21 protein-coding genes are annotated in these 26,243 nt (G+C 67.1%); 2 read left to right on the top strand and 19 right to left on the bottom strand.

The features are described from left to right. Positions 1-3 precede the first annotated feature (3 nt). The 8 genes from CJ179_RS25145 to CJ179_RS25110 form a co-directional block, all read right to left on the bottom strand. On the bottom strand, positions 4-1,260 hold the full coding sequence (locus CJ179_RS25145) for a hypothetical protein (RefSeq protein WP_095863226.1): 1,257 nt from the start codon (positions 1,258-1,260) through the stop codon (positions 4-6). Continuing rightward, positions 1,254-1,802, bottom strand: coding sequence for a hypothetical protein (locus tag CJ179_RS25140; RefSeq protein ID WP_095863225.1), 549 nt, complete (start codon positions 1,800-1,802; stop codon positions 1,254-1,256). The genes CJ179_RS25145 and CJ179_RS25140 overlap by 7 nt, the downstream gene beginning before the upstream one ends. Continuing rightward, the gene (locus CJ179_RS25135) at positions 1,802-2,017 is read right to left on the bottom strand and encodes a ferredoxin (RefSeq protein WP_095863224.1); all 216 of its coding nucleotides are present in this window, start codon (positions 2,015-2,017) and stop codon (positions 1,802-1,804) included. The genes CJ179_RS25140 and CJ179_RS25135 overlap by 1 nt, the downstream gene beginning before the upstream one ends. Then, the gene (locus CJ179_RS25130; RefSeq protein WP_095863223.1) at positions 2,017-3,369 is read right to left on the bottom strand and encodes a cytochrome P450; all 1,353 of its coding nucleotides are present in this window, start codon (positions 3,367-3,369) and stop codon (positions 2,017-2,019) included. The genes CJ179_RS25135 and CJ179_RS25130 overlap by 1 nt, the downstream gene beginning before the upstream one ends. Continuing rightward, positions 3,366-4,151, bottom strand: a complete 786-nt coding sequence (locus CJ179_RS25125) for an SDR family oxidoreductase (RefSeq protein WP_095863222.1) — start codon at positions 4,149-4,151, stop codon at positions 3,366-3,368. The genes CJ179_RS25130 and CJ179_RS25125 overlap by 4 nt, the downstream gene beginning before the upstream one ends. Then, positions 4,144-5,370, bottom strand: coding sequence for a cytochrome P450 (locus CJ179_RS25120; protein WP_095863221.1), 1,227 nt, complete (start codon positions 5,368-5,370; stop codon positions 4,144-4,146). Before CJ179_RS25120 ends, CJ179_RS25125 begins: the two co-directional genes overlap by 8 nt. A gap of 5 nt (positions 5,371-5,375) precedes the next feature. Further along, positions 5,376-5,936 carry a TetR/AcrR family transcriptional regulator gene (locus CJ179_RS25115; protein ID WP_072947826.1) on the bottom strand — a complete coding sequence of 187 codons (561 nt, stop codon included), beginning with the start codon at positions 5,934-5,936 and terminating at the stop codon, positions 5,376-5,378. A gap of 63 nt (positions 5,937-5,999) precedes the next feature. Beyond that, positions 6,000-7,217 carry a cytochrome P450 gene (locus CJ179_RS25110; RefSeq protein ID WP_074933788.1) on the bottom strand — a complete coding sequence of 406 codons (1,218 nt, stop codon included), beginning with the start codon at positions 7,215-7,217 and terminating at the stop codon, positions 6,000-6,002. 84 nt (positions 7,218-7,301) lie between these two features. Between CJ179_RS25110 and CJ179_RS25105 the strand changes: the two genes are divergently transcribed. Then, the gene (locus tag CJ179_RS25105; protein ID WP_072947822.1) at positions 7,302-7,904 is read left to right on the top strand and encodes a TetR/AcrR family transcriptional regulator; all 603 of its coding nucleotides are present in this window, start codon (positions 7,302-7,304) and stop codon (positions 7,902-7,904) included. A gap of 125 nt (positions 7,905-8,029) precedes the next feature. Continuing rightward, a complete protein-coding gene (locus CJ179_RS25100; RefSeq protein ID WP_072947819.1) occupies positions 8,030-8,557 on the top strand; it encodes a hypothetical protein in 528 nt (175 codons plus the stop codon). 188 nt (positions 8,558-8,745) lie between these two features. Here the strand turns inward: CJ179_RS25100 and CJ179_RS25095 are convergent, their stop codons facing one another. The 11 genes from CJ179_RS25095 to CJ179_RS25045 form a co-directional block, all read right to left on the bottom strand. Continuing rightward, the gene (locus tag CJ179_RS25095) at positions 8,746-10,986 is read right to left on the bottom strand and encodes an NADP-dependent isocitrate dehydrogenase (RefSeq protein WP_072947817.1); all 2,241 of its coding nucleotides are present in this window, start codon (positions 10,984-10,986) and stop codon (positions 8,746-8,748) included. A 174-nt stretch (positions 10,987-11,160) separates the two neighbouring features. Next, entirely contained in the window at positions 11,161-14,640 is a 3,480-nt protein-coding gene (locus CJ179_RS25090) for a multifunctional oxoglutarate decarboxylase/oxoglutarate dehydrogenase thiamine pyrophosphate-binding subunit/dihydrolipoyllysine-residue succinyltransferase subunit (protein ID WP_373560153.1), read from the bottom strand. Positions 14,641-14,924: 284 nt separating this feature from the next. Next, the gene (locus tag CJ179_RS25085; protein ID WP_095863220.1) at positions 14,925-16,118 is read right to left on the bottom strand and encodes an NADP-dependent malic enzyme; all 1,194 of its coding nucleotides are present in this window, start codon (positions 16,116-16,118) and stop codon (positions 14,925-14,927) included. A gap of 120 nt (positions 16,119-16,238) precedes the next feature. After that, positions 16,239-17,597: a coenzyme F420-0:L-glutamate ligase gene (locus CJ179_RS25080; protein ID WP_095863219.1), complete on the bottom strand. Its 1,359-nt coding sequence runs from the start codon at positions 17,595-17,597 to the stop codon at positions 16,239-16,241. Next, positions 17,594-18,577 carry a 2-phospho-L-lactate transferase gene (gene cofD, locus CJ179_RS25075; protein WP_095863218.1) on the bottom strand — a complete coding sequence of 328 codons (984 nt, stop codon included), beginning with the start codon at positions 18,575-18,577 and terminating at the stop codon, positions 17,594-17,596. The genes CJ179_RS25080 and cofD overlap by 4 nt, the downstream gene beginning before the upstream one ends. Continuing rightward, on the bottom strand, positions 18,578-19,834 hold the full coding sequence (locus tag CJ179_RS25070) for an MFS transporter (protein ID WP_095863217.1): 1,257 nt from the start codon (positions 19,832-19,834) through the stop codon (positions 18,578-18,580). A gap of 199 nt (positions 19,835-20,033) precedes the next feature. Beyond that, complete coding sequence (gene cofC / locus CJ179_RS25065; RefSeq protein ID WP_095863216.1) at positions 20,034-20,765, bottom strand: 2-phospho-L-lactate guanylyltransferase; 732 nt, start codon at positions 20,763-20,765, stop codon at positions 20,034-20,036. Next, positions 20,762-23,320, bottom strand: a complete 2,559-nt coding sequence (locus CJ179_RS25060) for a bifunctional FO biosynthesis protein CofGH (RefSeq protein ID WP_179377639.1) — start codon at positions 23,318-23,320, stop codon at positions 20,762-20,764. The genes cofC and CJ179_RS25060 overlap by 4 nt, the downstream gene beginning before the upstream one ends. Then, on the bottom strand, positions 23,317-24,480 hold the full coding sequence (locus CJ179_RS25055) for an acyl-CoA dehydrogenase family protein (RefSeq protein ID WP_072938769.1): 1,164 nt from the start codon (positions 24,478-24,480) through the stop codon (positions 23,317-23,319). Before CJ179_RS25055 ends, CJ179_RS25060 begins: the two co-directional genes overlap by 4 nt. Continuing rightward, positions 24,477-25,175: an enoyl-CoA hydratase/isomerase family protein gene (locus CJ179_RS25050; RefSeq protein ID WP_095863215.1), complete on the bottom strand. Its 699-nt coding sequence runs from the start codon at positions 25,173-25,175 to the stop codon at positions 24,477-24,479. The genes CJ179_RS25055 and CJ179_RS25050 overlap by 4 nt, the downstream gene beginning before the upstream one ends. Next, a complete protein-coding gene (locus tag CJ179_RS25045; RefSeq protein WP_072938773.1) occupies positions 25,172-26,221 on the bottom strand; it encodes an LLM class flavin-dependent oxidoreductase in 1,050 nt (349 codons plus the stop codon). Before CJ179_RS25045 ends, CJ179_RS25050 begins: the two co-directional genes overlap by 4 nt. Between the last annotated feature and the right edge of the window lie 22 nt (positions 26,222-26,243).

Raw genomic sequence — 26,243 nt, 5'->3', positions numbered from 1 at the left:
CTCTCAGACGACGGTGAGTGGAAGGGGAATCCCTCGATCGGTGAAGGCGAAATCGGCCCCGGTGCTGAACCGGGTGAGCGCGACTTCGGGTGCCTCCTTCGCCGGCGGTTCACCGGTCACGACCTCCACCGTCAGCGCCGTGTCCGTCTCCTCGACCACCTGCACGGCGAACCGCGGCGACACCCCGCGCACCAGGGCCGTCAACGGCGCGAGATGCTCGCCGTCGATCATGGACGGCCACGCCCCGTCCTCCGACGCGCCGCACTCGCGGCCCAGGGTCAGCAGCAGTCGGTCGCCGAGGGCGATCGTGACGTCCACGTACTGACGGGGATTCAGCGCCGGGTGCACGGCGAGGACGACGGCCAGCCCCTCCAGATCCGCAGGCAGGCCCAGCGCGTTCCGGATCCGCTCCGACGTGAGGCCGGCGATTCCGGTGAGTTGTTTGCGGGCGATGTCGAGCGCGGCGCCGGCATCCGTGCGTGCCCGCACCGCGAGCAGGAAACCGAGCGTCAGCAGGTGCTGCTGCACGCACACCTCCTCCGCGATCCGGGTCAGCGCCGAATGGGAGAAGTCCGGGAACCGCAGGTCGGCGAGGAGCGCGCCCGCGTAGTCGTGCTGTCCCGGACCGCCGGTGTCGATCGGCGACAGCCCCACCGTCGCCGCCCGCGACTTCCCCACCGTCACCAGCCCTTCCGGGACCGGCGGTGGCTCGTTCGTGTCGTCGATGGTGACCGTCCAGAGGCAGTGCGGTGTCCGGTCCGCGGGCCGTCGCGGCGGACGGTGCACGGGCCGCACCTGCGCGTGCGGGTTGGTGGCCAGGGCGGTGGCGTCGAACGTCGGGTCCTCGATGTCGTGGCACATGGCCGTGACGTACTCGTCGCCCATCGGTTCGACGTCCATCAGCGCCCCGCAGTGATCCAGCCAGAATTCGCCGTGGTCGTGATCGGTGACGCGGTACCGGAAGTCCATGAACTGCGGCGGCGCACCGATGTCGAGTTGCAGGCCCTTGAAGATCGTCACGACGCCGTCGCCCTCGAACCCCAGCGCGCGTTGCATCCGCCGCGCGTAGATCGGGCTCGACGCCATCCATTCCTCGATCGCGACCTGCGTCATGCCCTCGCGGCCGAACGCCCCGATGAGGTGCGGCATCCCGGAGCGGTCGATGAGGTGACCGCACAGCAGCAGTTCCGGCACGAGGATCGCCAGATCCTCGCGGGACAGATCCGCGAACGACGCCGGAACCTTCACCGTGCTCACCACAGCGAGACCGGGGCCTTCCCGACCGGGTACCACCCCGGCAGCCGACCGGACGTCGCGCGCTGGATCCGCGCGTTCATGCCGTCGGACATCGCGTTGTTCGTGATCATTTCGAGGAACAGGCTCGAGACGTTGCCGAAGTCGAAGAAGTCACGCTGCCAGGACCATTGGAAGTTGCCGCCGTACCGAAACCAGCTGCCGCCGATCCCGGTGACCTGATAGTGGGTGCCGTCGTCGCGGGTGCGTTCGGACACCTGCTTCCAGAATCCGATGACGTCGCCGCTGCGGTCGTCGATGACGAACTGCTGATACGGATATTCCCAGCCCTCGAGGCCGTCCATTTCCTGCCCGAGCGCCAGGTCGCGAATCTCGTCCCGGCCGACGGCCATGAAGTCGTCCTTCGGCCCGTAGTTCCACCCGTACGTGGCGTCCTCGGTGTACATCTCGGCCAGCGGCTTCCAGTCGCCGAGCGACTCGCACCGCTTGTTCTCGTCCACCCAGCGCTGCACCATCTCGTCGAGTTCGGCGCGGTCGAAAGGGGCCATCAGGATTCTCCTTCTGAGTCGGTGTCCGCGACGATCCGCAGGGCCTGGGTCGGGCAGAAACGCACGGCGCTCTCGACCTCAGCGCGCTGATTCTCGGGTGGGTTGCTGTCGAGGATCTCGACCTTGCCGTGTTTGGGGACGACGAAGACGTCGGGTGCCTCCATCTCGCACACGGCATGGCCCTGGCACAGGTCGAGATCGGCTTCGACTTTCATCACGTGCTTCGCTTCCGGTACCTCACGGTGCAGGGCTGCTGCAGCTGCACCACCATCTTGCTGTGATCGTTGCGGTACGTCTCGGACGGTTGCGCCATCTCGAACTCCCAGTCCTGCAGGAGGATCGAGAAGATCGCCTTCAGCTGCATCAGCGCGAACGCCGCTCCGACGCAGCGGTGCCTGCCCGCGCCGAACGGAATCCATGTCCAGCGGTTGACGATGTCTTCCTGATTGGGGTCGATGTACCGCTCGGGATCGAACGTGTCCGGGTTCGGGAAGTCCTCCGCGATCCGGTTGGAGATCGCCGGCGTCGCCGCCACGAGATCATCCTCCGCGATCCGGTAGCCGCCGACCTCGAACTCGCCCCGCGCGACGCGCAGCAGGATGATCAGCGGAGGGTGCAGCCGGAGCGTCTCCTTCAGTACCGCTTCGAGTTTCGGGATCTGCCTGAGCGCTCCGAAGCTGATGTCGGAGCCGTCCGAGTACAGGTCGTCGAGTTCCGCGACCACCTGCTTCGCGTAGTCCGGGTGCCGCAACAGTTCGATCAGCGTCCAGGCCGCGGTGCCGGACGTGGTGTGATGCCCGGCGAACATCATCGAGATGAACATGCCGGTGATCTCGTCGGCGGTGAAGCGCTCGTTGCCGTTCTCGTCCTTGATCGAGACGAGCACGTCGAGCATGTCCCGACCCTCCTTGCCCTGCGGAGGATTCTGGATGCGCCCGGTCATGATGTCCTGGACGAGGGCCACCAACTGCACCCGCGCCTCGTCCCGCCTGCGGAAGCTCTCGATGTCGGCGTACGCGTCGACGTAGGCGATGGGGTCGGTGCCCTGCTCGAGTTCGTGGTACAGGTGCGCGAACCGGCCGTCGAGTTGTTCCCGGAACTTCGTGCCGATCAGGCAGGCCGAGGACGTGTAGATGGTCAGCTCCGCGAAGAATTCGAGCAGATCGATCTCGCCCTCGTCGCCCCACTGCGCCACCATCCGGTCGACCTCGTGGGCGATCGTCGCGGCGTGCCCCTTCATCTGCTCACCACGCAGCGCCTGGTTGTGCAGCATCTCCTTGCGACGCTCGGGACTCGCGTCGAACACGACCCCCTCGCCGAAGATCGGCTTCATGAACGGGTAGGCGGCCTGCTGGTCGAGATCCTCGTCGGTGGAGCGGAAGAAGAATTCGTTGGCCTCGGCGCCGGACAGCAACACCACCTTCTTGTCCGCGAGCTGGAAGACGCCGACGTTTCCGCATTCCTCCCGGACGCGGCGCATCAGCGCGATCGGGTCGGTGCGCAGCTCGTCGAGATGTCCGTGCTCGTGCTCACCGCCGGACACACGTTGCGGGGTAACCAGATTCATTCTCCATCCTTTCGCAGGGGCGCCTCGGGCTGCACCTCGATCAGCACCATGTGCGCGCCGCGGGGTGCACTGACGGCGGCGACGACGGCGTCGGCGATCGCGGAGGCGCGCAGGAAGTACGAGTGCCGGGCGAATCCCCATGTCGCCCAGTCTTCGAGGACGGGTCCGATGACCTCCTCGGTGGTGTTCATTCCCATCGACGTCTGGGTGGGCCCCGGCCGCACGACCGACGCCCGGACGCCGGTGCCTTCCAGTTCCATCCGCATCTGCCGGCCCATCATCTCGACACCGGCCTTCGCCGCGTTGTAGGCCCCCATCCGGGGCCGGGGCGAGTCCGCACAGTCGGAGCCGATCAGGACGAAGTCTCCGCGCCGGCGTTCGATCATGCCGGGAACGATGCGGTGCGCGAGACGCTGCGCCCCGACGAGGTGGACGTTGACCTGGTCCAGAAACTGCTCCGGGTCCATCTCGTGTGCGACGGAGAACTCGAGGTCGCCGGCTCCCGACAACGCGATCTCGGTGGGGCCGAGCGCGTTCTCCGCGGCGGTGACGAAGTCGTCGACCGACGCGGTGTCGGTGACGTCGAGGAAGTGCGCGAACGCTTCTCCCCCGTTGCTGCGGATCTTCTCCGCGATCTCCTCGCACTCCGCGACCCGGCGGGCGCCGAGCGCGACGGGGTGGCCTGCCTCGGCGAGCGCGTAGGCCGTCGCCGTGCCGATGCCCGACGACGCCCCGGCGACGATCGACGGCCGGCGCTGCGGATTGGGTTCGAACCTAGGCATCGCGGACCTGCACTTTCAGGGGAAGGGTGGCGAAACCACGGACGTTGGTCGAGTGGACCCGCACGCTGTTTGCCTCGTCGACGTCGTAATCGTCTATGCGGGAAACGAGTTCGGTGAGCGCGATCCGTGCTTCGAGCCGAGCCATGTGGGCGCCGAGGCAGAAGTGGGTGCCGCCGCCGAAGCTCGCCAGCTTGTTGGATGTGTCCCGGCCGATCCGGTATTCGTCGGCGTCCCCGAATACCGCCGAGTCGCGGTTCGCTGAGCCGATGAGGATCAGCACCTTGTCGCCGGCGGGGATCGTCCGGTCGTGGAAGTCCAAGTCGACGGCCGCCGTCCGCGCGACCATCTGGCTGGATGTGTCGAAGCGGAGCGTCTCCTCCACCCAGTCCGGCACCCGGCTCGCGTCCTCGAACACCTGCCTGGCCTCGCCCGGATAGCGGAACCCCCAGTAAAGCGCATTGCCGAGCAGCTTGGTGGTGGTCTCGTTGCCCGCCACCACCATCAGGAACATGAACGCGATGATCTCGTCGTCGGTGAGCCGGTCGCCGTCGATCTCCGCCTCGAGCAGCGCGGACGTCAGATCCTCGGTCGGCTTCCTGCGCCGCTCCGCCAGCATGTCGGCGTAGTAGCCGACGAGGTAGAGCGACGCCTCCATCGCCGCGTGCGGCACGTCGAGGACGCCCTCCTCGCGATGCACCACCAGATCGGCGAGGCGGCGGAGTTCGACGCGATCGGCCTCCGGTACCCCCATCAGTTCCGAGATCACGTCCATCGGCAGTTTGCCCGCGAACTCGGCGATCCAGTCGAACTCGCCCACCTCGAGTGCCGGGTCGAGGTACTGCCGGGTCAGGTCCAGGATCCGCCCCTCGAGTTCGTTCACCCGCCTCGGGGTGAACCCGCGGGACACCAACTGACGCATCCGCATGTGCCGCGGATCATCCAGTGCAAGAAAGGACATCGTCTTGTGGGCGTGCGGACCGTAGGCCGCCGGGTCGAGCGACACCCCGTTCGCGCTCGACAGGCGCTGGTTGTCGCGGAAGGCCGCGACGACGTCCTCGTGCCGGGACAACGCCCAGAAGTCGAGGTCCTCGTTGTAGTAGGCCGGTGCTTCTTCCCGCAGTCTTCGATACGTGACGTACGGGTCTTCGTGGAAGCCATAGTCGTACGGATTGAACGTCACCGGATTGTGTGACACCCCGGGCATCGAGGCTGCGGTCATGGCATCTACTCCAGAATCAGCTTGGCGGAAGTTTCGAGTCGATCGGCGAATTGGGCGTAGGACCCGTATCCCATTCCCGCGCGGACCAGGCCGCCGGCGTACAGCAGCTCCAGCGCCTCGAGGACGTCGGGATCGTGGCCGTCGCCCAGTGCGGTGGCGAGGCGATCACGGATCTCGAGCCCGATGCGGGCGCGGAGGTGCTCCACGTCGGGGTCGCGGCCGAGTAGCGCGTTGGTGACGGCTCCGGCGAGTTCGGGTTCGTCCGCCACCAGCAGGGCGATGTGGCGGAGCACGGCGACCACGCGTCCGGTGCGGTCGAGTCCCTCGTCCGCCGGCTGCGGTGCGGCGGCGAGACGCCGCCAGAAGACCTCGGCGACGAGGTGCTCCTTCGACGAGAAGTACGTGTAGGCCGTGGCGGGTGCGACCCCGGCGATCCCGGCCACCGAGCGGACGGTGAGCCCTGCGAAGCCCTCTTCACGCAGTACTTCGACGGCCGCCCTGGTGAGGCGGTCGACGGTGTCGGCCTGCTTCTCGGTCAGACGGCGGCGAGTGGACTCGAAATTCATACTACTGGACACGTGTCTGGACGCTACTACAGTTACCGCCGGGTGGCAACGAAAACCGGGGTCTCACACCGGACTGCGCGGGTGAATCCGCACGGGCATCGTCTTGATGCCGCTGATGAAATTCGACCGCAGCCGGGACACCGGCCCGGTGGGTTCCACGTGGTCGATCCGCGCGGCGAGGGTCTCGAACAGAATCCTCAGTTCGAGTCGCGCCAGGTGCGCACCGAGGCAGAAGTGCACCCCGCTTCCGCCGAACGCGATCTGCGGGTTGGGACTCCGGCCGATGTCGAACCGGTACGGTTCGTCGAATACCGCCTCATCCCGGTTCGCGCTCGGGTAGTAGATCACCACCTTGTCGCCGGCCCGAACCAACTGGTCGCCGATGTACGCGTCCCGGGTGGCGGTGCGCCGGAAATCCATCACCGGGGTCACCCACCGCAGGATCTCCTCCACCGCGCTCGCGACCAGTTCGGGCTCGGACTGCAGTCGCCGCCACTGATCGGGATGGTCGATGAACGCCTGCATCCCACCGGCGGTCGCGTTGCGCGTCGTCTCGTTCCCCGCCACCACGAGCAGGACGAAGAACATGTTGAATTCCATCTCGGTGAGCGTGTCGCCGTTCTCGTCCGGCTGCACGAGTGTGGTGACGATGTCGTCCCGCGGCTCGATGCGGCGTTGCGCGGCAAGCTCGTTCGCGTACAGGAAGATCTCGGCCGCAGCCATCTCCCCGTCGGCCTGGGTGGTGCCGTACTCGGGATCGTCGAAGCCGATCATCCGGTTGGACCAGTCGTACAGCCTGTCGACGTCCCCGGGCGGCGCACCCAGCAGTGCCGCGATGACCTCGAGCGGTAGCGGCGCCGCCGCCTCGGGGACGAAGTCGACGTCACGCGCCTCGAGGAGTCGGTCGACGATCCGGGTGCAGATGTCGCGGATGTGGCCCTCGAGCACCTTCACCGTGCGCGGGGTGAATCCGCGGCTGACCAGGTGCCGCAACCGGGTGTGGTCGGGCGGGTCGAGGTTGACGAGCATGGCGGCCTGCTTCGCGCGGGTCTGCTCGTCGAAGTCGTCGATCTGGGTGGTGCCCACCGCCGACGAGAAGGTCGCGCTGTCGCGGGACACGGCGACGACGTCGGCGTGCCTGGTCACCGCCCAGAATCCGGTGCCGTTCTCCTCGGGTTGCCAGTAGACGGGTTCGCTCGACCGCAGGTGGTCGAAGAACGCGTAGGGCACTCCCTCGGTGTAGACATCGGGGGATTTCAGATCAATCCGAGATGCGGTCATTCACTGCTCCTCGATCGATAAACGAATGTGATGCGTCTTAAACTACACACTTTCATTTAGAATGGAAGACCGTATGCTGAGGCCATGGCGAAAGGACAGAACGCACCGATCCGACGTCGCACCCTCACCCGAGACAAGGTCGTCGATGCCGCCATCGAGATCATCGACGAACTCGGCTGGGAGCAACTGTCGATGACGAGCCTCTCGGCCCGGCTGAACGTCGTCACCGCCTCGCTGTACAACCACGTCCGCAACCTCGACGACATCCGCGGCGCCGTTCAGGTGCGCACCATGACAGAACTCGGCGCGCACCTGCGCGAAATCGCCATGGGCCGAACCGGTCCCGACGGCCTCCGCGCCCTCGTCGACGCGCACCGCGCCTGGGCGACCGCACATCCGCACCGGTACCAGACACTCACCACCAGCCCCGTCGACCGGGACGCCTTCATCTCCGCCGCACTCGACGCCAACACGGCACTACGCACAATGCTGGCGTCGTGCGGACTGCCACCCGAAGACACCCTCGACGCCGCCGTCAGCGTCTTCGCCGCCATGCACGGCTTCGTGATGCTGGTGAACACCGACTTCCTCGGCAACGAACTGGATCTGGACGCGATCTACGAATCCGTACTGCGCGGAGCACTCTCCAGCGTCGGGTGGCCGGAGCGCACGTCCACACGGTCCTGACAGCAGCGCGCGAGCATGTCCACCGACCGGGAGTGCCCGCAATTCACCAAAACCATTCCGATCGGTCGCTTTTTGCTGCACCATTCACAGAGGACGACCCACGCCCCGACGAACAGGACACCAGGATGCGCACGATCGCCCGCACCACCCTCCTCGCCGCAGCGACCATCCCCCTGGCCATCGCCGCAGCCCCGGCATCGGCCGCGGAAGCCACCGATGTCACCTACGCCTTCGGCGTCGACGGATCGACCGTCACCAACACGATCACCAACAACACCGGTGCCACCATCGGCTGCACGACCTCGCTCGCCCTCGCCCCCGACGGCGTGCTCCCACCGGTTGCCGAAGTCGTCGGCCCCGGACAGTCCCTCTACCAGCACGACGACATACCACCCGGGACCACCACCCAGTCGGTGCTCGACGTCCCCGACGGCTCCTATGTCGCACTCGCCTCCTGCGGGCGGGAGGGCAACGCCCCGGCCCTGTGGGTGTCCGACTACCCCGGCATCGAGCAATTCCTGGTCCAGTTCCCGATGACCGCCTACACCGTGGAGCAAGCATCCTCGGTGGTCACCGTGCCGAGCGTCGCCCCCGCGCCACCCGCCGCCGCCATCCCCGACGCGGGAGATCTGGGCAAAATCTTCGGCAGCTGACCGCATTTCGTCACTGGAAGACGGCACTCATCGTCCGCAGCGGAGGCAAGGAAGGGGGAGGGACCACGACCGGCCATTGCCCCGCAACCACGGCACAGGCATCGCTATCACTGAATTATGTTGTACGGGAACAGTTCCGATAAACCACGACACCCCCGGGTCCGACCCGGGGGTGTCGTGGTTCAGGCTCAGCTTTGCACGGCCTCCAGCGCGCTGTTCAACGTCGCGCTCGGACGCATCACAGCGGCGGTCTTGTCGCCGTCCAGCTTGTAGTAGCCGCCGATGTCGACCGCGGTTCCCTGCACCTCGATGAGCTCCCGCACGATGGTGTCTTCGTTCTCGTCCAGCGCCTGGGTGAGCGTGGCGAAGCGTTCCGCCAGTTCCTTGTCCTCGCTCTGCGCGGCAAGTTCCTGCGCCCAGTACTTCGCGAGGTAGAACTGGCTGCCCCGGTTGTCGAGCTCACCGGTCTTGCGCGACGGGTTCTTGTTCTCGTCGAGCAGCTTGCCGGTGGCCGCATCGAGCGTCTTGGCCAGGATCTTCGCGCGCTCGTTGTCGGTCTTGGTGCCGAGTTCTTCCAGGCTGACGGCCAACGCCAGGAACTCACCGAGCGAATCCCAGCGCAGGTGGTTCTCCTCCACCAGCTGCTTGACGTGCTTGGGCGCCGAGCCGCCGGCACCCGTCTCGTACATGCCGCCACCGGCCATCAGCGGCACGATGGACAGCATCTTCGCGCTGGTGCCGAGTTCCAGGATCGGGAACAGGTCGGTGAGGTAGTCGCGCAGAATGTTGCCGGTCGCGGCGATGGTGTCCAGCCCACGGATCAGGCGTTCCAGGGTGTACCGCATCGAACGCACCTGCGACATGATCTGGATGTCGAGGCCCTCGGTGTCGTGATCCTTCAGGTACAGGTTGACCTTCTTGATCAGCTCGTTCTCGTGCGGGCGGTACGGGTCGAGCCAGAACAGGACCGGCATGCCGGAGTTGCGTGCCCGGGTGACGGCGAGCTTGACCCAGTCGCGGATCGGCGCGTCCTTGACGGTGCACATGCGCCAGATGTCGCCGGCCTCGACGTGCTGGGTGAGCAGCACCTCACCGGTCTCGACGTCCACGAAGTTGGCGTCGCCCTCCTCCGGAATCTCGAAGGTCTTGTCGTGCGAGCCGTACTCCTCGGCCTTCTGCGCCATGAGCCCGACGTTGGGGACGGTGCCCATGGTCGTCGGGTCGAATGCGCCGTTGGTCTTACAGAAGTTGATGATCTCCTGGTAGATGCGCGCGAACGTGGACTCCGGCATCACGGCCTTGGCGTCCTTGGGCCGTCCGTCCGCGCCGTACATCTTGCCGCCGGAGCGGATCATCGCGGGCATCGAGGCGTCCACGATCACATCGCTGGGCGAGTGGAAGTTCGAGATGCCACGGGCGGAGTCGACCATGGCCAACTCGGGACGGTGCTCATGGCAGTCGTGCAGGTCCTGGATGATCTCCTCGCGCTGCGTGCTGGGCAGCGTCTCGATCTTGTCGTAGAGGTCACCGAGGCCGTTGTTGACGTTGACGCCCAGTTCGTCGAACAGCGCCTGATGCTTGGCGAAGGCATCCTTGTAGAACGTCTTCACCGCGTGGCCGAAGACGATGGGGTGCGATACCTTCATCATCGTCGCCTTGACGTGGAGCGAGAACATGACGCCCGTCTTGCGCGCGTCCTCCATCTGCTCCTCGTAGAAGTCGAGCAACGCCTTCTTGCTCATGAACATGCTGTCCATGATGTCGCCCTCGCCCAGGTCCACCTCGGGCTTGAGGACGATCGTCTCGCCGGCCTTCGTGACCAGTTCCATCCGGACCTTGCGCGCCCGGTCCAGCGTCACCGACTTCTCGGAGTGGTAGAAGTCGCCGTGCCGCATGTGTGCGACGTGGCTGCGCGATGCCATCGACCACTCGTCCATGCTGTGCGGGTGCTTGCGGGCGTACTGCTTGACGGCCCGGGGTGCGCGACGGTCGGAGTTGCCCTCACGCAGGACCGGGTTTACGGCGCTGCCGAGGATCTTGCCGTAGCGCTGACGGATATCGCGCTCCTCGTCGGACTTGGGGTCGTCCGGGAAGTCGGGAATCTTGTAGCCCTTGCCCTGCAGTTCCTTGATGGCGGCCAGGAGTTGCGGCACGGACGCGCTGATGTTGGGCAGCTTGATGATGTTCGTCTCGGGCAGCTGCGTCAGGCGACCCAGCTCGGCGAGGTTGTCGGGGACGCGCTGCTCTTCGGTGAGGTTCTCGGGGAACTCGGCCAGGATCCGCGACGCCACGGAGATGTCGCTGGAGTCGATCTCGATGCCCGCGGCACCGGCGAAGGTCCGCACGATCGGCAGGAAGGCGTAGGTCGCGAGCAGCGGCGCCTCGTCGGTCAACGTGTAGATGATGGTCGGCGGCTTATGGGCGCTCATTGTTGTTGTTCTCCCGCGTCAGTTCGGTTAAATTTCACAGGTTCAGCGTGCAGCTATCGGATCGCGACGACTATCAGGTTACGTTGCGGCATCGCCGGCGACTTGTTCGAGCACCGCTACCCGCGAGTAACAAACCGCGCTACTGACGCGCGCTCTCACGCCGTGATTCGCGGCCTACTTCTCCAGCGCCTCGTCGATCAGCTTCCTCTGTTCCTGGGCGTGGCGTTTGCTCGAGCCCGTCGCCGGGGCGGCGGACGCCGGGCGCGACACGAGGCCGAGGCGACGCGAGCCGATGGTCCCGAGTTCGCTGAGGAGGAACGTCCAGGCACCCTGGTTTCTCGGCTCTTCCTGCACCCATACCAGTTCGGCGTTGGGGTAGGAGCCGACGACGTCGGCCAGCTCCGTTTCGGGCAGCGGGTAGAACTGTTCGATTCTCACCAGCGCGATCTGCGGATCCGGAGACGTGGCGAGCCTGTCGCGCAGCTCGTAGTACAGCTTCCCTGTCACCAACAGCACGCGGCGGACGGCGGCTTTGTCGATCGCCCGCTGATCGTCGATGACGGGTTCGAACGTGCTGCCGGTGAAATCGGCCAGGGCGCTGGTCGCGCCACGCATACGCAACATCGACTTCGGGGTGAACACGATGAGCGGCTTGCGTGGGTGAGCGTATGCCTGACGGCGGAGGAGGTGGAAGTACGACGCGGGCGTCGACGGCTGCGCCACCGTCATATTGTTCTCCGCGCAGAGCTGCAGGAAGCGTTCGATGCGCGCCGAGGAGTGATCCGGTCCGCTGCCTTCGTAGCCGTGCGGCAGCAGCAACACCAGCGAGGACTGCTGTCCCCATTTCTGGTCGGCCGAGCTGATGAACTCGTCGATGACGATCTGGGCGCCGTTCGCGAAATCGCCGAACTGCGCCTCCCACAGAACCAGCGCGTCGGGCCGTTCCACCGAGTAGCCGTACTCGAATCCCATGACGGCGTACTCACTGAGCAGCGAGTCGTAGATCCAGAACCGACCCTGACCCTCCGCAATGTCGGTGAGCGGGAACCATTCCTGACCATTGCCGCGGTCGTGAAGCACCGCGTGGCGTTGGACGAACGTGCCGCGGCGACTGTCCTGACCGGTCAGCCGGACCGTTGTCCCCTCCACCAACAATGAGCCGAATGCCAGGAGCTCGGCGAAGGCCCAATCGATGTTCCCGTCTCGGCTCATCTCCACTCGTTTGTCGAGCAGCTGTTGCAACTTCGGGTGGACGGTGAAGCCTGGCGGCCGCTTGTCGAAGGCATCTCCGACGAGGGCGATCACGCCGGGACTCACCCCGGTTCCGTGGGGCCTGGTCGGTGCTTCGGGTTCGGAAGCAGGCGTCCTCGCCGGTGCGCCGATCGTGGTTGTCGAGGAGTCCGGCACGAGGTCGTGCTGTCCGGCACGAGTCTCGGCGAAGGCGTTCTCGAGCCGACCACGGAAGTCCCGGTTGGCCTGCTCGTACTCCTCGATCGTGATGTCACCCCGCCCGATCAGCGCCTCGGTGTACAGGGTCCGGACGCTGCGCTTGGTCGCGATGAGATCGGACATGTGCGGCTGTGTCATCGACGGATCGTCGGCTTCGTTGTGCCCACGCCGGCGGTAGCAGACGAGGTCTATGACGACCTCGCGATGGAACTTCTGGCGGTAGGCGAACGCGAGTTCCGCGACCCGGACGACTGCCTCGGGATCATCGCCGTTGACATGGAAGATCGGCGCCTGAATCGTCTTGGCGACATCCGTCGAGTAGACAGAACTCCGTGCCTCACCCGGCAGGGTCGTGAAGCCCACCTGGTTGTTGATATTGATACGGATCGTGCCGCCCGTGCGGTAGCCACGCAGCTGTGACATCTGCATGGTCTCGCCGACGACACCCTGACCGGCCATCGCCGCGTCGCCGTGGATGATGATCGGCAAAGTCGCGAACGTACCGGCCGGCCTCCGATCCTGCCGGGCCCGCACGATGCCCTCCAGCACACCGTCGACCGCGTCGAGATGCGAAGGATTCGCCCCGACATAGACGGGGATCGTCTCGCCATCGGCGCCGGTGAAGATTCCCTCGGTACCCAGGTGGTATTTCACGTCCCCCGAGCCGTCGAAGGTATCGGAAAGATCGGTGCCCTCGAACTCGTGAAATACCTGACCGTAGGTCTTGCCCGCGATGTTCGTGAGCACGCTGAGTCGTCCGCGGTGCGCCATCGCGATGGCCACATCGTCGAGACCACTCTCGGCCGCCGCATGCATGATCGCGTCCAGCAAGGGGATCGTCGACTCTCCGCCTTCGAGACTGAACCGCGTCTGGCCGATGTACTTCGTCTGGAGGAAGGTCTCGAAGGCTTCCGCTTCATTGAGCTTGCCCAGAATCCGCAATTGCTGACCGTGGGTCGGCTTCGAATAGGGCCGCTCGACCCGGTTCTGGATCCACGCGCGTTGCTCCGGATCCTGGATGTGCATGTACTCGATGCCGACCGTGCGGCAATAGGCGTCACGCAGAACACCGACGATGTCGCGGAGTTTCATCTGCCGCCGGTCGCCGCCGAAGTCACCGGTGACGAACTCCCGGTCCAGGTCCCAGAACGTGAGCCCATGACTTTCCACATCCAGATCGGGGTGTGACCTCTGGACGTACTCCAGAGGGTCGACGTCGGCCATCAGGTGACCACGGGTGCGAAACGCATCGATGAGTTGCTGTACACGCGCTGTCTTGTCGACCGCGCTCGTCGGATCCACCCTGATGTCGGGTGCCCAATGGATCGGTTCATAGGGGATTCGCAAGGCCGCGAAGATCTCTTCGTAGAACCGATGCTGCCCGATGAGGAGTTCATGGACTCGCCCGAGGAATTCGCCGGAAGCCGCGCCCTGGATGACGCGGTGATCGTAGGTGCTCGTCAGGGTGACCGTTTTGCCGATGGCGAGATCGGCAAGGGTCTGTTCGCTCGCCCCGTGGAACTCCGCCGGATACTCCAGGGCGCCCGCACCGATGACACAACCCTGGCCCTTCATCAGGCGGGTGATCGAATGCTCCGTCCCGATGCCGCCGGGGTTGGTCAACGACAGCGTCGTATCGGCAAAATCCTCGACGGTCAACGCGTTGCTTCGCGCCTTGACGATGAGAGCCTCGTACGCCTCCAGGAATTCACCGAAACTCATGTCGTCTGCGCGCTTGATGTTCGGGACGACAAGGAATCTCGATCCATCGGGTTTCGCGACGTCGACGGCGATCCCGAGGTTCACGTGCTCAGGTGTCACGGCGAACGGCTTGCCGTCCACTTCGGCGTACGACACGTTCTGGCTCGGAAAATCCTTCAGGGCCTGTACGAGCGCCCAGCCGATCAGGTGCGTGAAACTGACCTTGCCCCCACGCGCCCGGGTCATGTGGCTATTGATGACGATGCGATTGTCGATCATCAGCTTCGCGGGGATCGTGCGGACGCTCGTCGCGGTCGGAATACCCAGGCTGGCGGTCATGTTGGTGACCAGAGACCTGGCCATCCCGCGAATCGCGGCCGTGGTCGTTCTGCCGTCGGCCGCCTCGGCCGGTGGCGCAGAGAATGTGGCCGCCTGCGCCGGGTTCGGCGGAATCGATGCCGCCGCCTCGGTCATGGTCTTCGGTCCGATCACGGTGACTGACACAGCCGATCTCCTACTTCACGTCTGTTCGCTTCGATACGTTTCTGCCGGAACGCAATTGGGTCGGCCTGGACCTGCGTCGGCTACGTCTTCCGGCTCGAACTTCGACGGTCTGCCGGATGCTCCTTGCTTCTCAGCATAGAACTATTTTGTACCTTGCGGTCAAATACTCGGTGTGCGGTGTGCCACTCGCACCCTCGGATGCGTTCGTGCCTGTTCGTCACGGACACCCCGACACCGGAACCGTGGGTGCGGGTTCCGGATCGGGGTGCTCGGGTGGATTCTCGCTAGTCGGTGACGCCTTCTGCGCGAGCAGCGGCGGCGACTGCCTCCGCGACAGCGGGGGCGACGCGAGGATCGAGCGGGCTGGGAACGATCTTGTCCACAGCCAGCTCGTCACCGACGACCGAGAGGATCGCCTCGGCGGCGGCGAGTTTCATGCCCTCGGTGATGCGCCGGGCGCCGGCATCCAGGGCACCCTTGAACACACCGGGGAAGGCCAGCACATTATTGATCTGGTTCGGGAAATCCGAGCGCCCGGTGGCGACGATCGCCGCATGCCTGCGGGCGACGTCGGGGTGGATCTCCGGGTCCGGGTTCGACAGTGCGAACACGATGGAGTTCTCCGCCATGGTCGCGATCAACTCCTCCGGCACGGTGCCCGCGGAGACACCGAGGAACACGTCCGCGCCGTCGAGGGCCTGGGCGACGCCGCCGCGGCGGGCGGCCGGGTTGGTGCGGGCGGCCAGGTCGACCTTGATCTCGTTGAGGTCGGTGCGGTCGGCCGAGACGATGCCCTTCGAGTCCAGGACCGTCACGTCCGCGATCCCGGCGGCGAGCAGGATGTTCGCGCACGCCACACCGGCGGCGCCGGCACCGGAGATGACCACGCGCAACCCACGGATGTCCCGGTCCTGGACCTTGACCGCACCCTTCAGCGCAGCGAGGACGACGATGGCGGTGCCGTGCTGGTCGTCGTGCATGACCGGGCAGTCCAGCGCCTCGATGACGCGCTGTTCGATCTCGAAGCAACGCGGCGCGGAGATGTCCTCGAGGTTGACGGCACCGAAGCTCGGGCGCAGCCGGATCAGGGTCTCGACGATCTCGTCGGGGTCCTGGGTGTCGAGGACCAGCGGGATCGAGTTCAGGCCCGCGAAGTTCTTGAACAGGGCCGACTTGCCCTCCATCACCGGAAGGGAGGCACGCGGGCCGATATCCCCGAGACCGAGGACCGCGGAGCCGTCGGAGACGACGACCACCAGGCGGCTGGTCCAGGTGTAGCGGTCGGCGAGGGTCTCGTCGGCGGCGATGGCGCGGGAGACCTGCGCGACACCGGGGGTGTAGGCGATGGACAGGTCGCGCTGGCTGTCCAGCGGGGTCGTCAACTCCACGGACAGCTTTCCCCCGACGTGGCCGGCGAAAATCTCCTCGTCGGTCAGCTCGACCTTCTGCGATGCGGTGGATTCGGACACGATGGTCATTCTCTACTCATTCCCTTTCGGTTTCGACGATCCACGTCAGCGTGTCGTCACAATCGATCAGCGTGTGCGTGCGCGGCGCAAGGAGCTCTCGCCTCGTTCAGGTGCCTCATGGTGTGTGGGTCATTTCTCGATGAGGGCGTCGCCGGGGTCGGTGGGCCGGCGGGGTGTGAGTGGTTCGAGGGGGTAGCCGACGGCGATCGCGCCGAGCGGCTGCCAGTCGTCGGGCAGGTCGAGGACACCGCGCACCGTGTCCGCGGCGAAGATCGTCGAACCGATCCAGCAGCTGCCGATCCCCTTGGTCGCCAGCGACACCAGCAGCCCCTGCACGGCCGCACCGACCGCGACGGTGAACATCGTCGCCTCCGCCGCCCGCCGACGCGGATCCGGGTAGGGGTGCGCGCCGTCGGGCACGCAGAACGGGACGATCACCTCCGGCGCGTCGAACAGGATGTTCCCCCGCGCCACCCGCGCCGCCACCGCCGCCCCGTCCATACCGTCCGCGGTCAGGTCGGTGCGCCACCGCTCCCGCATCGCGGTCAGCAACTCCTCGCGCACCGTGCGGGTGCGGACCCACACGAACCGCACCGGCCGGGTGTGATGCGGCGCCGGGGCGGTCAACGCCTCTCCGATCGCCGCCCGCACCGCACCCGGATCGACCGGATCGTCGGCGAACTCCCGGACCGAGCGGCGCAGCAGCACCGCCTCCGCCCGCCCCCGCTCCACCGACTCGGCGGTCCCGAGCCAGAACAGGTCCTCCTCACCGGCCCGGATCAGATCCCGCGCCCGCGACCCGTCGTCGGCCACACCCAGACCGCGGACCACCGCGACCGGCACCCCACCGAGCTTGCCCTTCACCAGATCCCCGGCCGCGGCGATCTCGTCGGCCACCGCAACCTCCGTCACCATGAGTTCGTTGCCCTGCGAGTCCCGGGCCCCGGCGTACCCGTGCAGCACCGGCACCCCGGCCGCACCGATCGCGGCGTCGATCTGGCCGTTGCGCCATGCCCGGCCCATGGTGTCGGTGACCACCACCGCGACGGTGACACCCAATGCACCCTTCACCGCATCGCGCAGGGTGCGGGCACTGGCGTCCGGATCTTCCGGCAGCAGAGCGAGTTCGGCGCCGTCGACGTTCGAGCCGTCGATCCCCGAGGCCGCCTGGACGATCCCGAGCCGGTTCTCGGTGATCAGGATGGGGCCCCTGCGCGCTACGACCCGGACGGCTTCCTGTTCGACGAGGAGGCGCCGAGCGGCCTCACGGGCATCGAGATCGGAGGGAGAGGACACGATCCGGCCCTCCACCTTGGACACCACCTTGCTGGTGACCACGAGGACGTCGTCGTCCTCGAGCCACGGCGCGGCGGCAACGATCGCGGCAGCCAGGTCGTCGCCCGGCCGGAACTCGGGCAGACCCGCGATGGGCCGGATTTCGATCGCGCCGCCTGGCGCATGATCGGCCGGTCTTTCCGGTTCGGTCATAGCAGGGCTCCCATCAGGTTGAATGCGGAGCGGACCATGTCCGCGGTGGCGTCCGGGTCGGACATCAGCAACGGCACACTGGCCACGGCCACCCCGGGGACGTCGGCGGTGTCGGTGTCGTGGACCAGCCACCCGTCGAGGATCCCCGTGCCACTGCGCGCCCCGTACCAGCGCCCGATCGCCTCCGCGGAGGTTTCCACCCCGATCACGTCCAAACATTCGTCGGCCATGCCGCGCAACGGTTTCCCACCCACGATCGGCGACACCCCGACCACCCGCGCGGTGGTGGTGCGCAGCGCCCCCCGGATCCCCGGCACCGCCAGGATCGCCCCGACGCTGACCACCGGATTCGACGGCGCCAGCAACACGATGTCGGCGCCCTCGATCGCCTCCAGCACCCCCGGCGCCGGGGACGCCTGCTCGGCGCCGATGTGCGCGAAGCTGTGCGACGGGACCTGCGCGCGGTGCCGAACCCACCACTCCTGGAAGTGGATCGCCCGCTGCTCCCCGTCCTCCGGGTCGGTGATCACCACGTGAGTCTCACTCCGATCGTCGGTGACCGGCAGCAACGTCACACCCGGCCGCCACCGGTTGCACAACGCCTCGGTGACCGCCGACAACGGATACCCCGTCCGCAGCATCTGGGAGCGGATCAGATGCGTCGCGATGTCCCGGTCGCCGAGCCCGAACCACTCCGGCTTCGCCCCGTACGCGGCGAGTTCCTCCTTCGCGTTCCAGGTTTCACCCGCATGCCCCCACCCCCGCACCGGGTCGATACCCCCACCGAGGGTGTACATGCAGGTGTCCAGATCCGGGCAGATCCGCAACCCGTGCATCCACACATCGTCACCGACATTGACCACCGCCGTGATCCGATGCGACGAACCCCCACCATCCGGCGCATCAACACCGAGAAGCCGCCGCACCCCTTGCAGGAACCGGGCCCCACCGACCCCGCCAACCAATACAGTCACGTTCACTCAGACCTCGGCTGGAGTGCTCGCCGTAACGGTGGTGTGGTCCTTCTCGGCCTTGCGCGCCGCCAGCGCGACAGCGCAGAGCAGTGCGGCGAACACCCCGATCCCAGAGAGGACCGAGAAGATGACGATCGGCGGCCGGCCCGCGAGAAGGCCGCCCAGGATCGGTCCACAGACACCACCGATCCGGCCCACTCCGGCAACGAATCCGAGAACGCTGGTGCGGATGTCGACGGGGAAGTAGGTGGCCACGTAGCCGAAGACGATCGGCTGCGTTCCGCCCGTCCCCGCCCCGGCGAGGAACAGAAAGACGTAGAGAACGGGTGACGGCAGGTGTACCGCGAGGGTCATGACGGCGACCGCGCCGACTGTGAAGGCGGCGAGAACTGCGCGACGTTCTCCGAACTTGTCCGCAATCCAGGAACCTCCGGACGCACCGGTGGCGGCTCCGAGGCTGAAGATCACCAGAAAGACCAATGCGGATCCGAGGGAGTAACCGCTGGCCTTCATGATCTGCGGCAACCAGGTGAGCAGTCCGTACCACTGGATCTGGCCGCAGAAGGTCAGCGCGGTGAACACTGCCAGCGCTCCCCATCCGGTCGGTCCGAGATTCTTGAAGACGACACGCAAGGTGCGGCGGTCGGCCGCGCCGTCCGAACGCAGAGCGTTCGGCGTGGGTACCCACCGCCGGAGCTTCACCGCGGCGATCGGTACCACGGTCAGCAGGGGAAAAGCGCCCCCGACGAAGAAGACGCCGCGCCAGCCCAGCACGTCGAGGAAGGCCAGGGCGGTGAGAGCGGCCAGGACGCCGCCAATGGGTATGCCGGCCAGGATCACGCCGTTGAGGAAGTTCTTCCGGTCTGCCGGTGCGACGCTCATCGTCACCGCGACCGCGGTGGGCACGACCCCGCCGAGGCCGAACCCTGCGAAGAACCGGGCGGCACCCAGCAGTTCGGCGGTGGGTGCCACGGCGCACAGCATCATGCCGACCGAGAACCAGCTGACGCAGAGCAGGAACAACCGCCGAACACCGTATCGGTCGGCGAGCACTCCGGCGGCGATGGGTCCGATGCCCATCCCGAGGATCGCCGCACTGGCGATCACTCCGACCTGCGCGGTCGTCAGACCCCAATCTGCGTAGTGGAGTAGGTTCGGCGTCGCGGCACCGAAGATGGCGAGGTCGTAGCCGTCAGCGGCTATCGCGAGAAATGCCAGGGCGGCGACGCCCACATATGCAGGAAAGCTGAGCCGATTGTTCATGTGTCTCCTCGAAGAAAGTAAGGGAGCCGCTCTGAATACTGGTGGAGATGAAGAGAATCGACCATCGAGCACATTCCCACTCAGGCCGACCGAGAACACAGCGAGACACGCGATCGATGCTCGCGAGGTCACCGACAGGTCACCTCATCGAGCCGATCACCGCTGTATAGGGATGAAAATCAGTGCGCCGAACCGAAAGTCAGGGCGCCACCGAGGAAGAGCCGGACCGCTGCCGCGCCGACATCCGATCGAACGGGTGACCCAGACTGCGCAGCATGGCGCCCAGCGCGGCACCGGGATGTCCCAGTGCGGCGTCCAGCAGGTCGTCGAGATCGTCGACGTCCCGCCGCAGGGACTCGATGTTCGGGTCGAGCGTCTCCACCGCCCCGGAGCCCAGGTGCGCCAGCCGCGAGCGCTCCCCGAATTCCGGATCGAGGTCGACGCCCTCGGAGGCCGTCAGAAGACTTGTCCCCTCGCGTCTTCGGTCCGCCACGAATGTGCGCTCGTGCCGCCCGGCCACCTTCAGCGCGACGTCCAGGTCCTCGCTGCGAAGGCTCGGAAGATCGGCGGGCAGTCCCGCCAGCCGGCAGCGCGGCCACCACTCGCGGGCCCGGCGCCCACCTTCGCGCACGGCGGCGTTCATGCCCGGCGTGCCCGGCAATACGAGTGGGACGACACCCGGCGACCGCACGTGGGCCGCGTCCTGAATCCGGTCGACGACAACGAGCACCGCCTCCACCTGCGAGGCAGCCCGAACCGCAGAGACGGTGTCTCGGAACATTGCGCGAACCACCGCCTGCCGGGCTTCCGGCCGGAGCAGGAGCCGGGATTTCGCCGACGTGATGTCCCGCTGGGGAATCACGGCCACCCACGGCCCGCGGGGACCTCGACTGCGGGTTCCACCACTCTCGGGAGCTGGATGTGCGGTCACTGGCCGACCATCCCGACGGCGAGCGGCAGCACGGACCTCGCCCTGTCGTCGAACCGTTCGGCTGCGGCGGTTCGTTCGGCGTCGACGGCTTCGTATGTGGTGGTGCGCTGCCGGGCAGGTCGGCCTGCAGCCGCGGCCATGTTGGTGATGTCGGCGATGGTCTTCATCGATCCGTTGGTCGAACCGGCCATCCTGCTGATGGTTTCCTCCATCAGGGTGCCGCCGAGGTCGTTGACGCCACCGCGAAGCAGTTCCACGCATTCGTCTGGACCGAGCTTGACCCACGAGCACTGGATGTTGTCGATCTGACCGTGCAACATCAACCGCGCCAATGCGTGTACCGCGCGGTTGTCCCGTCGGGTCGGGCCCGGCCTCGCCAGACCTGCGAGGTAGATGGGTGAACTCTGGTGCACGAACGGCAGCGGAACGAACTCCGTGAAGCCGCCCGTCTCCCGCTGAATGTCCAGCAGCACGCGAAGGTGACCGACCCAGTGCCGGGGCTCGTCCACGTGCCCGTACATCATCGTCGCGGTGGTGCGGATCCCGAGCTCGTGCGCGGTCTTGACTACCCGAATCCACTCGGCCGCAGGCAGTTTGCCCTTGGTGAGCACCCACCGGATCTCGTCGTCCAGGATCTCGGCGGCGGTGCCCGGCACGGAATCGAGCCCGGCGTTGCGCGCCTCGGTCAGCCACTCGGCCACCGAGATGCCCATGCGCGACGCCCCGCTCACGATCTCCATCGGCGAGAACGCATGGAGGTGGATCTTCGGGGCCCGGCGTTTCGCCTCGGCGGCCAGGTCCAGATGAATGGTGCTGGGGAGACCGGGATCGATCCCGCCCTGCATGCAGATCTCGGTGGCGCCGACGTCCCAGGCCTGGGCGATCCGGTCCCCCACCTCGGAGACGGAGAGCCGGTACGAATCAGCGTCGCTGGCGCGCTGCGCGAACGCGCAGAATCGACAGCCGGTGTAGCAGACGTTACTGAAGTTGACGTTCCGGTTGACGACGTAGGTCACCGCGTCGCCCACCGTCGACTGCCGGACCTGGTCCGCCAAGGCGCACAAGGCATCCAGATCGGCGCCGTCGCAGTGGATGAGCGCCAGCGCCTCGTCGTCGCTGAGACCCGCGGGGTCCCGCTCGGCCGTGCGCAAGGCGGCGAGCACCTCACCGCCCAGGCGGGGATGGGCGCCGGCCGCCGCGCGTGCGTTCATCTCCTCGCCGAGTACCGTCCAGTCACCGAACGCGTTCGCGAAGTCGCTGCGGGTATCGGTACGACGCCCTTCCGCGTCGATCTCGAGGTGCAGATCGGTTCGGCCACTGGATTCTACGGGCGCGGCATCCTGCCACGGCCGGCCCTCCGGAAGCACGTCCGCGGCCAGACCGGTCTCCGGGTCGGCGAGCGCCAGCAGGTGCGGCCGGACCCGGGCGTCGATCCACGGATCTCCCGCGAGGACGTACTGCGGTTGGACGGCGAGGCGCTCCCGGAGCTCGAAACCGGCGGCAGCGCTCAGTTCACGGAGCCGGTCGATCTCCGGCCAGGGGCGTTCGGGGTTCACGTGGTCGGGGGTCAGCGGCGACACCCCACCCCAGTCGTCGATGCCCGCCGCCAACAGCCGGCGCAGCTCACCCGGCTCCGACAGATTGGGCGGGGCCTGCAGGCGCATCGAAGGTCCGAGGAGGATGCGTGCCACCGCGATCGTGGCCAGGTACTCCTCGTGGTCTGCATCGTCGGCGGACCGCATCGCGGTGTCGGGCTTGGCGCGGAAGTTCTGGACGATCACTTCCTGGATGGAGCCGTACTGCTTTGCGATCCGGCGGATCTGGAGGATGGACTCCACCCGATCGGCGTACGACTCGCCGATCCCCACCAGGATCCCGGTCGTGAAGGGGATGTTGGTGCGGGACGCGTCCTCGATGCAGGCCAGTCGGACGGCGGGATCTTTGTCCGGGGAGCCGTAGTGGCAGCCGCCGGGCTCTGCCCATAGTGAGCGGGCCGTGCTCTCGAGCATCAGTCCCATGGAACCGGCCACCGGCTTGAGGCGTTGGAGTTCCGCCCAGCTCATGACCCCCGGGTTCAGATGGGGCACCAGGCCGGTCTCCTCGAGGACCAGCACCGCCATGGCCCGCACGTAGGACAGTGTGTCGGCGTAGCCGCGCGACTCGAGCCAGTCGCGGGCGGCGTCCCACCGATCCTCGGGCCGGTCGCCCAGCGTGAAAAGCGCTTCCTTGCAGCCCATCCGGGCGCCCGCACGGGCGATCTCGAGCACCTGGTCGGGAGAGAGGAACGGCTCGTCGACCCGCCCGGGGGTCGTTGCGAAGGTGCAGTAGTGGCAGCGGTCGCGACACAGGCGGGTGAGCGGTATGAACACTTTCCGGCTGTAGGTCACCACCCCCGGGCGGCCTGCGTCGAACAGGCCCGCCGACCGGACGCCCGCGGCGACCTCGCACAGTCGGTCGAGGTCGGCGCCGCGCGCACCGAGGAGGGCCTCGGCTTCACCGGCGTCGATGGTCTTGCCGGCGCTCGCCCGCGCGAGTGCGCGCCTCAGACCCGTCACCTGCTCGCTCCTGTCCCCAAGCCCATCGACCGGGCGATGAAGTCGAGCTGCACCGAGGGCGGCCCCGCCACGACACGGGCGATGATCCCGTCGGAGTGGTGCATCGGCAGGGCATGGTCGCGCACGTAGCCGTAGGCGCCCTGGATCTGCATCGCCAGCGCGGAGGCCTCTGCGTAGAGCTGACCGGAGAGGAACTTCGCCATGGTGCTCTCCACCTCGCACGGCAGACCCGCGTCGAAGAGGTCGGCCGAACGGCGCACGGCGCATCGGGCCGCGTCGAGCCTGACGAACATCTCGGCGAGGGGCAAGGTCACGCCCTGGTAGGTCGACAGTGCCTTGCCGAACTGCTCGCGCTCGTTGGCGTAGTGGACCGTCAGGTCGAGCACCGCGGCCACGCTGCCCAGGAAGCCGGAGCTGATCATGATGCGTTCGAGCACCAGGCGTTCCTTGAGGATCTGCCATCCTTCACCGGGCTCACCCAGCACCGCCGTCGCCGGGAGGGTGACGTCGCGCAGGAAGACCTCGTAGATGCCGCTGATGTTCCGTCCCAGCGCCGGCATCCGGCGGACCTCGACACCCGGATGGTCGACCGGGACGAGGAATACGCCGAGCTGGTCGCGCTTACGGCCACCGCCGCCCACCCGGGCGACGAGTTCCATCACCGCGCCGGGCAGGCCCGCGCCTTCGCAGTAGGTCTTCTGACCGTTGAGGACCCAACCGTCCCCGACCTTCTCGGCGCGCGTGGCAACGCTCGCCGCGTCGGAGCCCACGTCGGGTTCGCTGACCGCGATCGACAGGCGCGCGTCGCCGGCCAGCACCGGCGCGCCGTACGTCTCCTGCTGCTCGGGCGTGCCCCAGCGGTGGATGTCGCGCAGCCCGCTGAGGTTCAGGTTGAACAGGGCCACGAGGTCGGAGCTCGCCTTGCCGATCTCCTCACAGAGCGTGATCAGCAGGCCGGCCGTACCGTCGACGTCCTCGTCTCCGGCCACCACGTCGTACCACCCCAGGCGGGCGATCTCGCGGAACAGGTGCTCGGGGTACGTCCCCGCCTCGTCCCAGATTCGCACGTCGAGCGCGGGAGCGTGCCGGGCCAGGAACGCCCGGGCCGTGGTGCGCAGGTGCGCCTGCTCGTCGGTCTGGATGTGGATGCTGGTGGTCATGATTGCCTTTCGAGGGTGTTCGGTAGAGAGGTCCGCTTCCAGGCGGAGAGCCCTGTTTTGAGATCGCGCAACAGCTCGGGCGGAAGAATCGCGAGTCGGGCGGCCGTCTCGCGCGCCGTCACGTCGAGCGAATCCTCGGGAACGACGTCCACCAGACCGAGCCTGGCGAGGTCGTCGGCGACGAAGCGCTCGTTCAGGGCCAGGAGCCGCAGTGCCCGCGCCGGGCCGACGGCGGCCTCGAGTCGGCGCACCGTGCTGTCGGGCGGCGGGAACCCGAGTGGGAGCTCGGGGAATCGGAACGTAGCGGCAGGTGAGGCCAGGGTGATGTCCGCGGCCGCGGCTATGGCCCAGCCGGCGCCGACCGCGGCGCCCTGGACCGCGACCACTGCGGCCGGGTAGTCGCCGATCAGGTCGAGGCTTTCCTCGATCAGCCGGCGCCGGAGACCCGGGCGGCCGGTCGCGGTGCCGTCGTCCGAACGCACGTCGGCTCCTGCACAGAACGCGGGTCCCTCCGCCCGCACGAGAAGGACATCGACGGCCGCGCGTTTTCCCTCGGCAAGTGCGGAGACGAACGCCTCGAGCAGGGGGACGTCGAGGGCGTTGCGTGCCTCGGGACGATTGAGTGTCAGGACGACCAGACCGTCGTGGTGCTCGGCCGGGCACAAGTCCAGGGCTACTTCCCTATTCGCGCTCATCGGAGCTCCGGCAGGACCTGGGAGGTGAGCAGCTCGACTGCCTCACGGGGATCGGGGCCGACCGGGGCACCGATGTAGGCCTCCGTGAATCCGGCGTCCTCCGCGTACTCGAGCAGCTCGGCCAGCGCCTCGATGCAGTCGCCCGGTGTGCCGGACACGACGAGCTGGTCCGCGACTTCCTGCGGGAGGAGGTCGGCAGCGGCGTCCACGCCGTCACCGGCTTTGAGCGCCGCTCGGGTGGCGGCGTAGTCGGACGGCTCGAAGCCCACCCGGTGCAGGTTCTCCGGAGGCTGTTGGCTCACAATGAGTGTGGCCTGTCGCCGCGCCGCCGCACAGGCGCTGTCCCGGTCCGCGGAGACGGACAGATTGACACCGTAGATCCGGGTGAACTCTCCCCGCTGGCTGCGCTGTCGTCCCCGGTCGAGCGAATCGAGGTTGCTCACCGCGTCGAACTGGCCGCTGCGGAAGGCCGCGAGGCTGTGCGCCGGGAAGTTGCTGGCGCAGATGACGCCGTCGGCAAGCTCGCCGGCCATCTCCAGTACTTTCGGTCCGGCGCCGGCGACCACGACGCGCACGTCGGGCTTGCTCGTCCAGGAGAACGACGCCCGAGCATCCTCACGCAATCCGAGGCCTGCGCAGATCTGGGGGTAGTCACCCATTCGGATCGCGTCGCCCTGCCAGAGAAGTCGGCACATCGCAATGAACTCGGCCACCCGCTCGATCGGATTCTGCAGCGACATGAGCGCACTCACCAACCCACCCCCGGTGCCGATTCCCATGCTGACCCGGCGTCCTTCGGGCATGAATTCCGCGAGGGTGGCCATGCTGGACGCCATCTCGAGCGGGTTGCGTCCGAAGGGGAACGTCACCGCCGTGCCGACGCCCGCGCCGGTGCGCGCAGCGATGGCGCCGAGGAGAACCGCAACGCCTCGGGACTGGAGTTGGTCACTGAGCCAGACGGTCTCGAAACTCCGAGCAGCGATCTCTGCCACTTCCACCATCTGTGGCCCGTCAGCCCAGCCGTGAAGCTGGATTCCTTTGATCATGGAACTTCTCTTCATGATATTG

The sequence above is a fragment of the Rhodococcus sp. ACS1 genome (assembly GCF_002300155.1).
Taxonomy (GTDB): Bacteria; Actinomycetota; Actinomycetes; order Mycobacteriales; family Mycobacteriaceae; genus Rhodococcus_F; species Rhodococcus_F koreensis.
The sequence above is the reverse complement of the archived record's forward strand: the minus strand, read 5'-3'. Positions and strand labels throughout refer to the sequence as shown.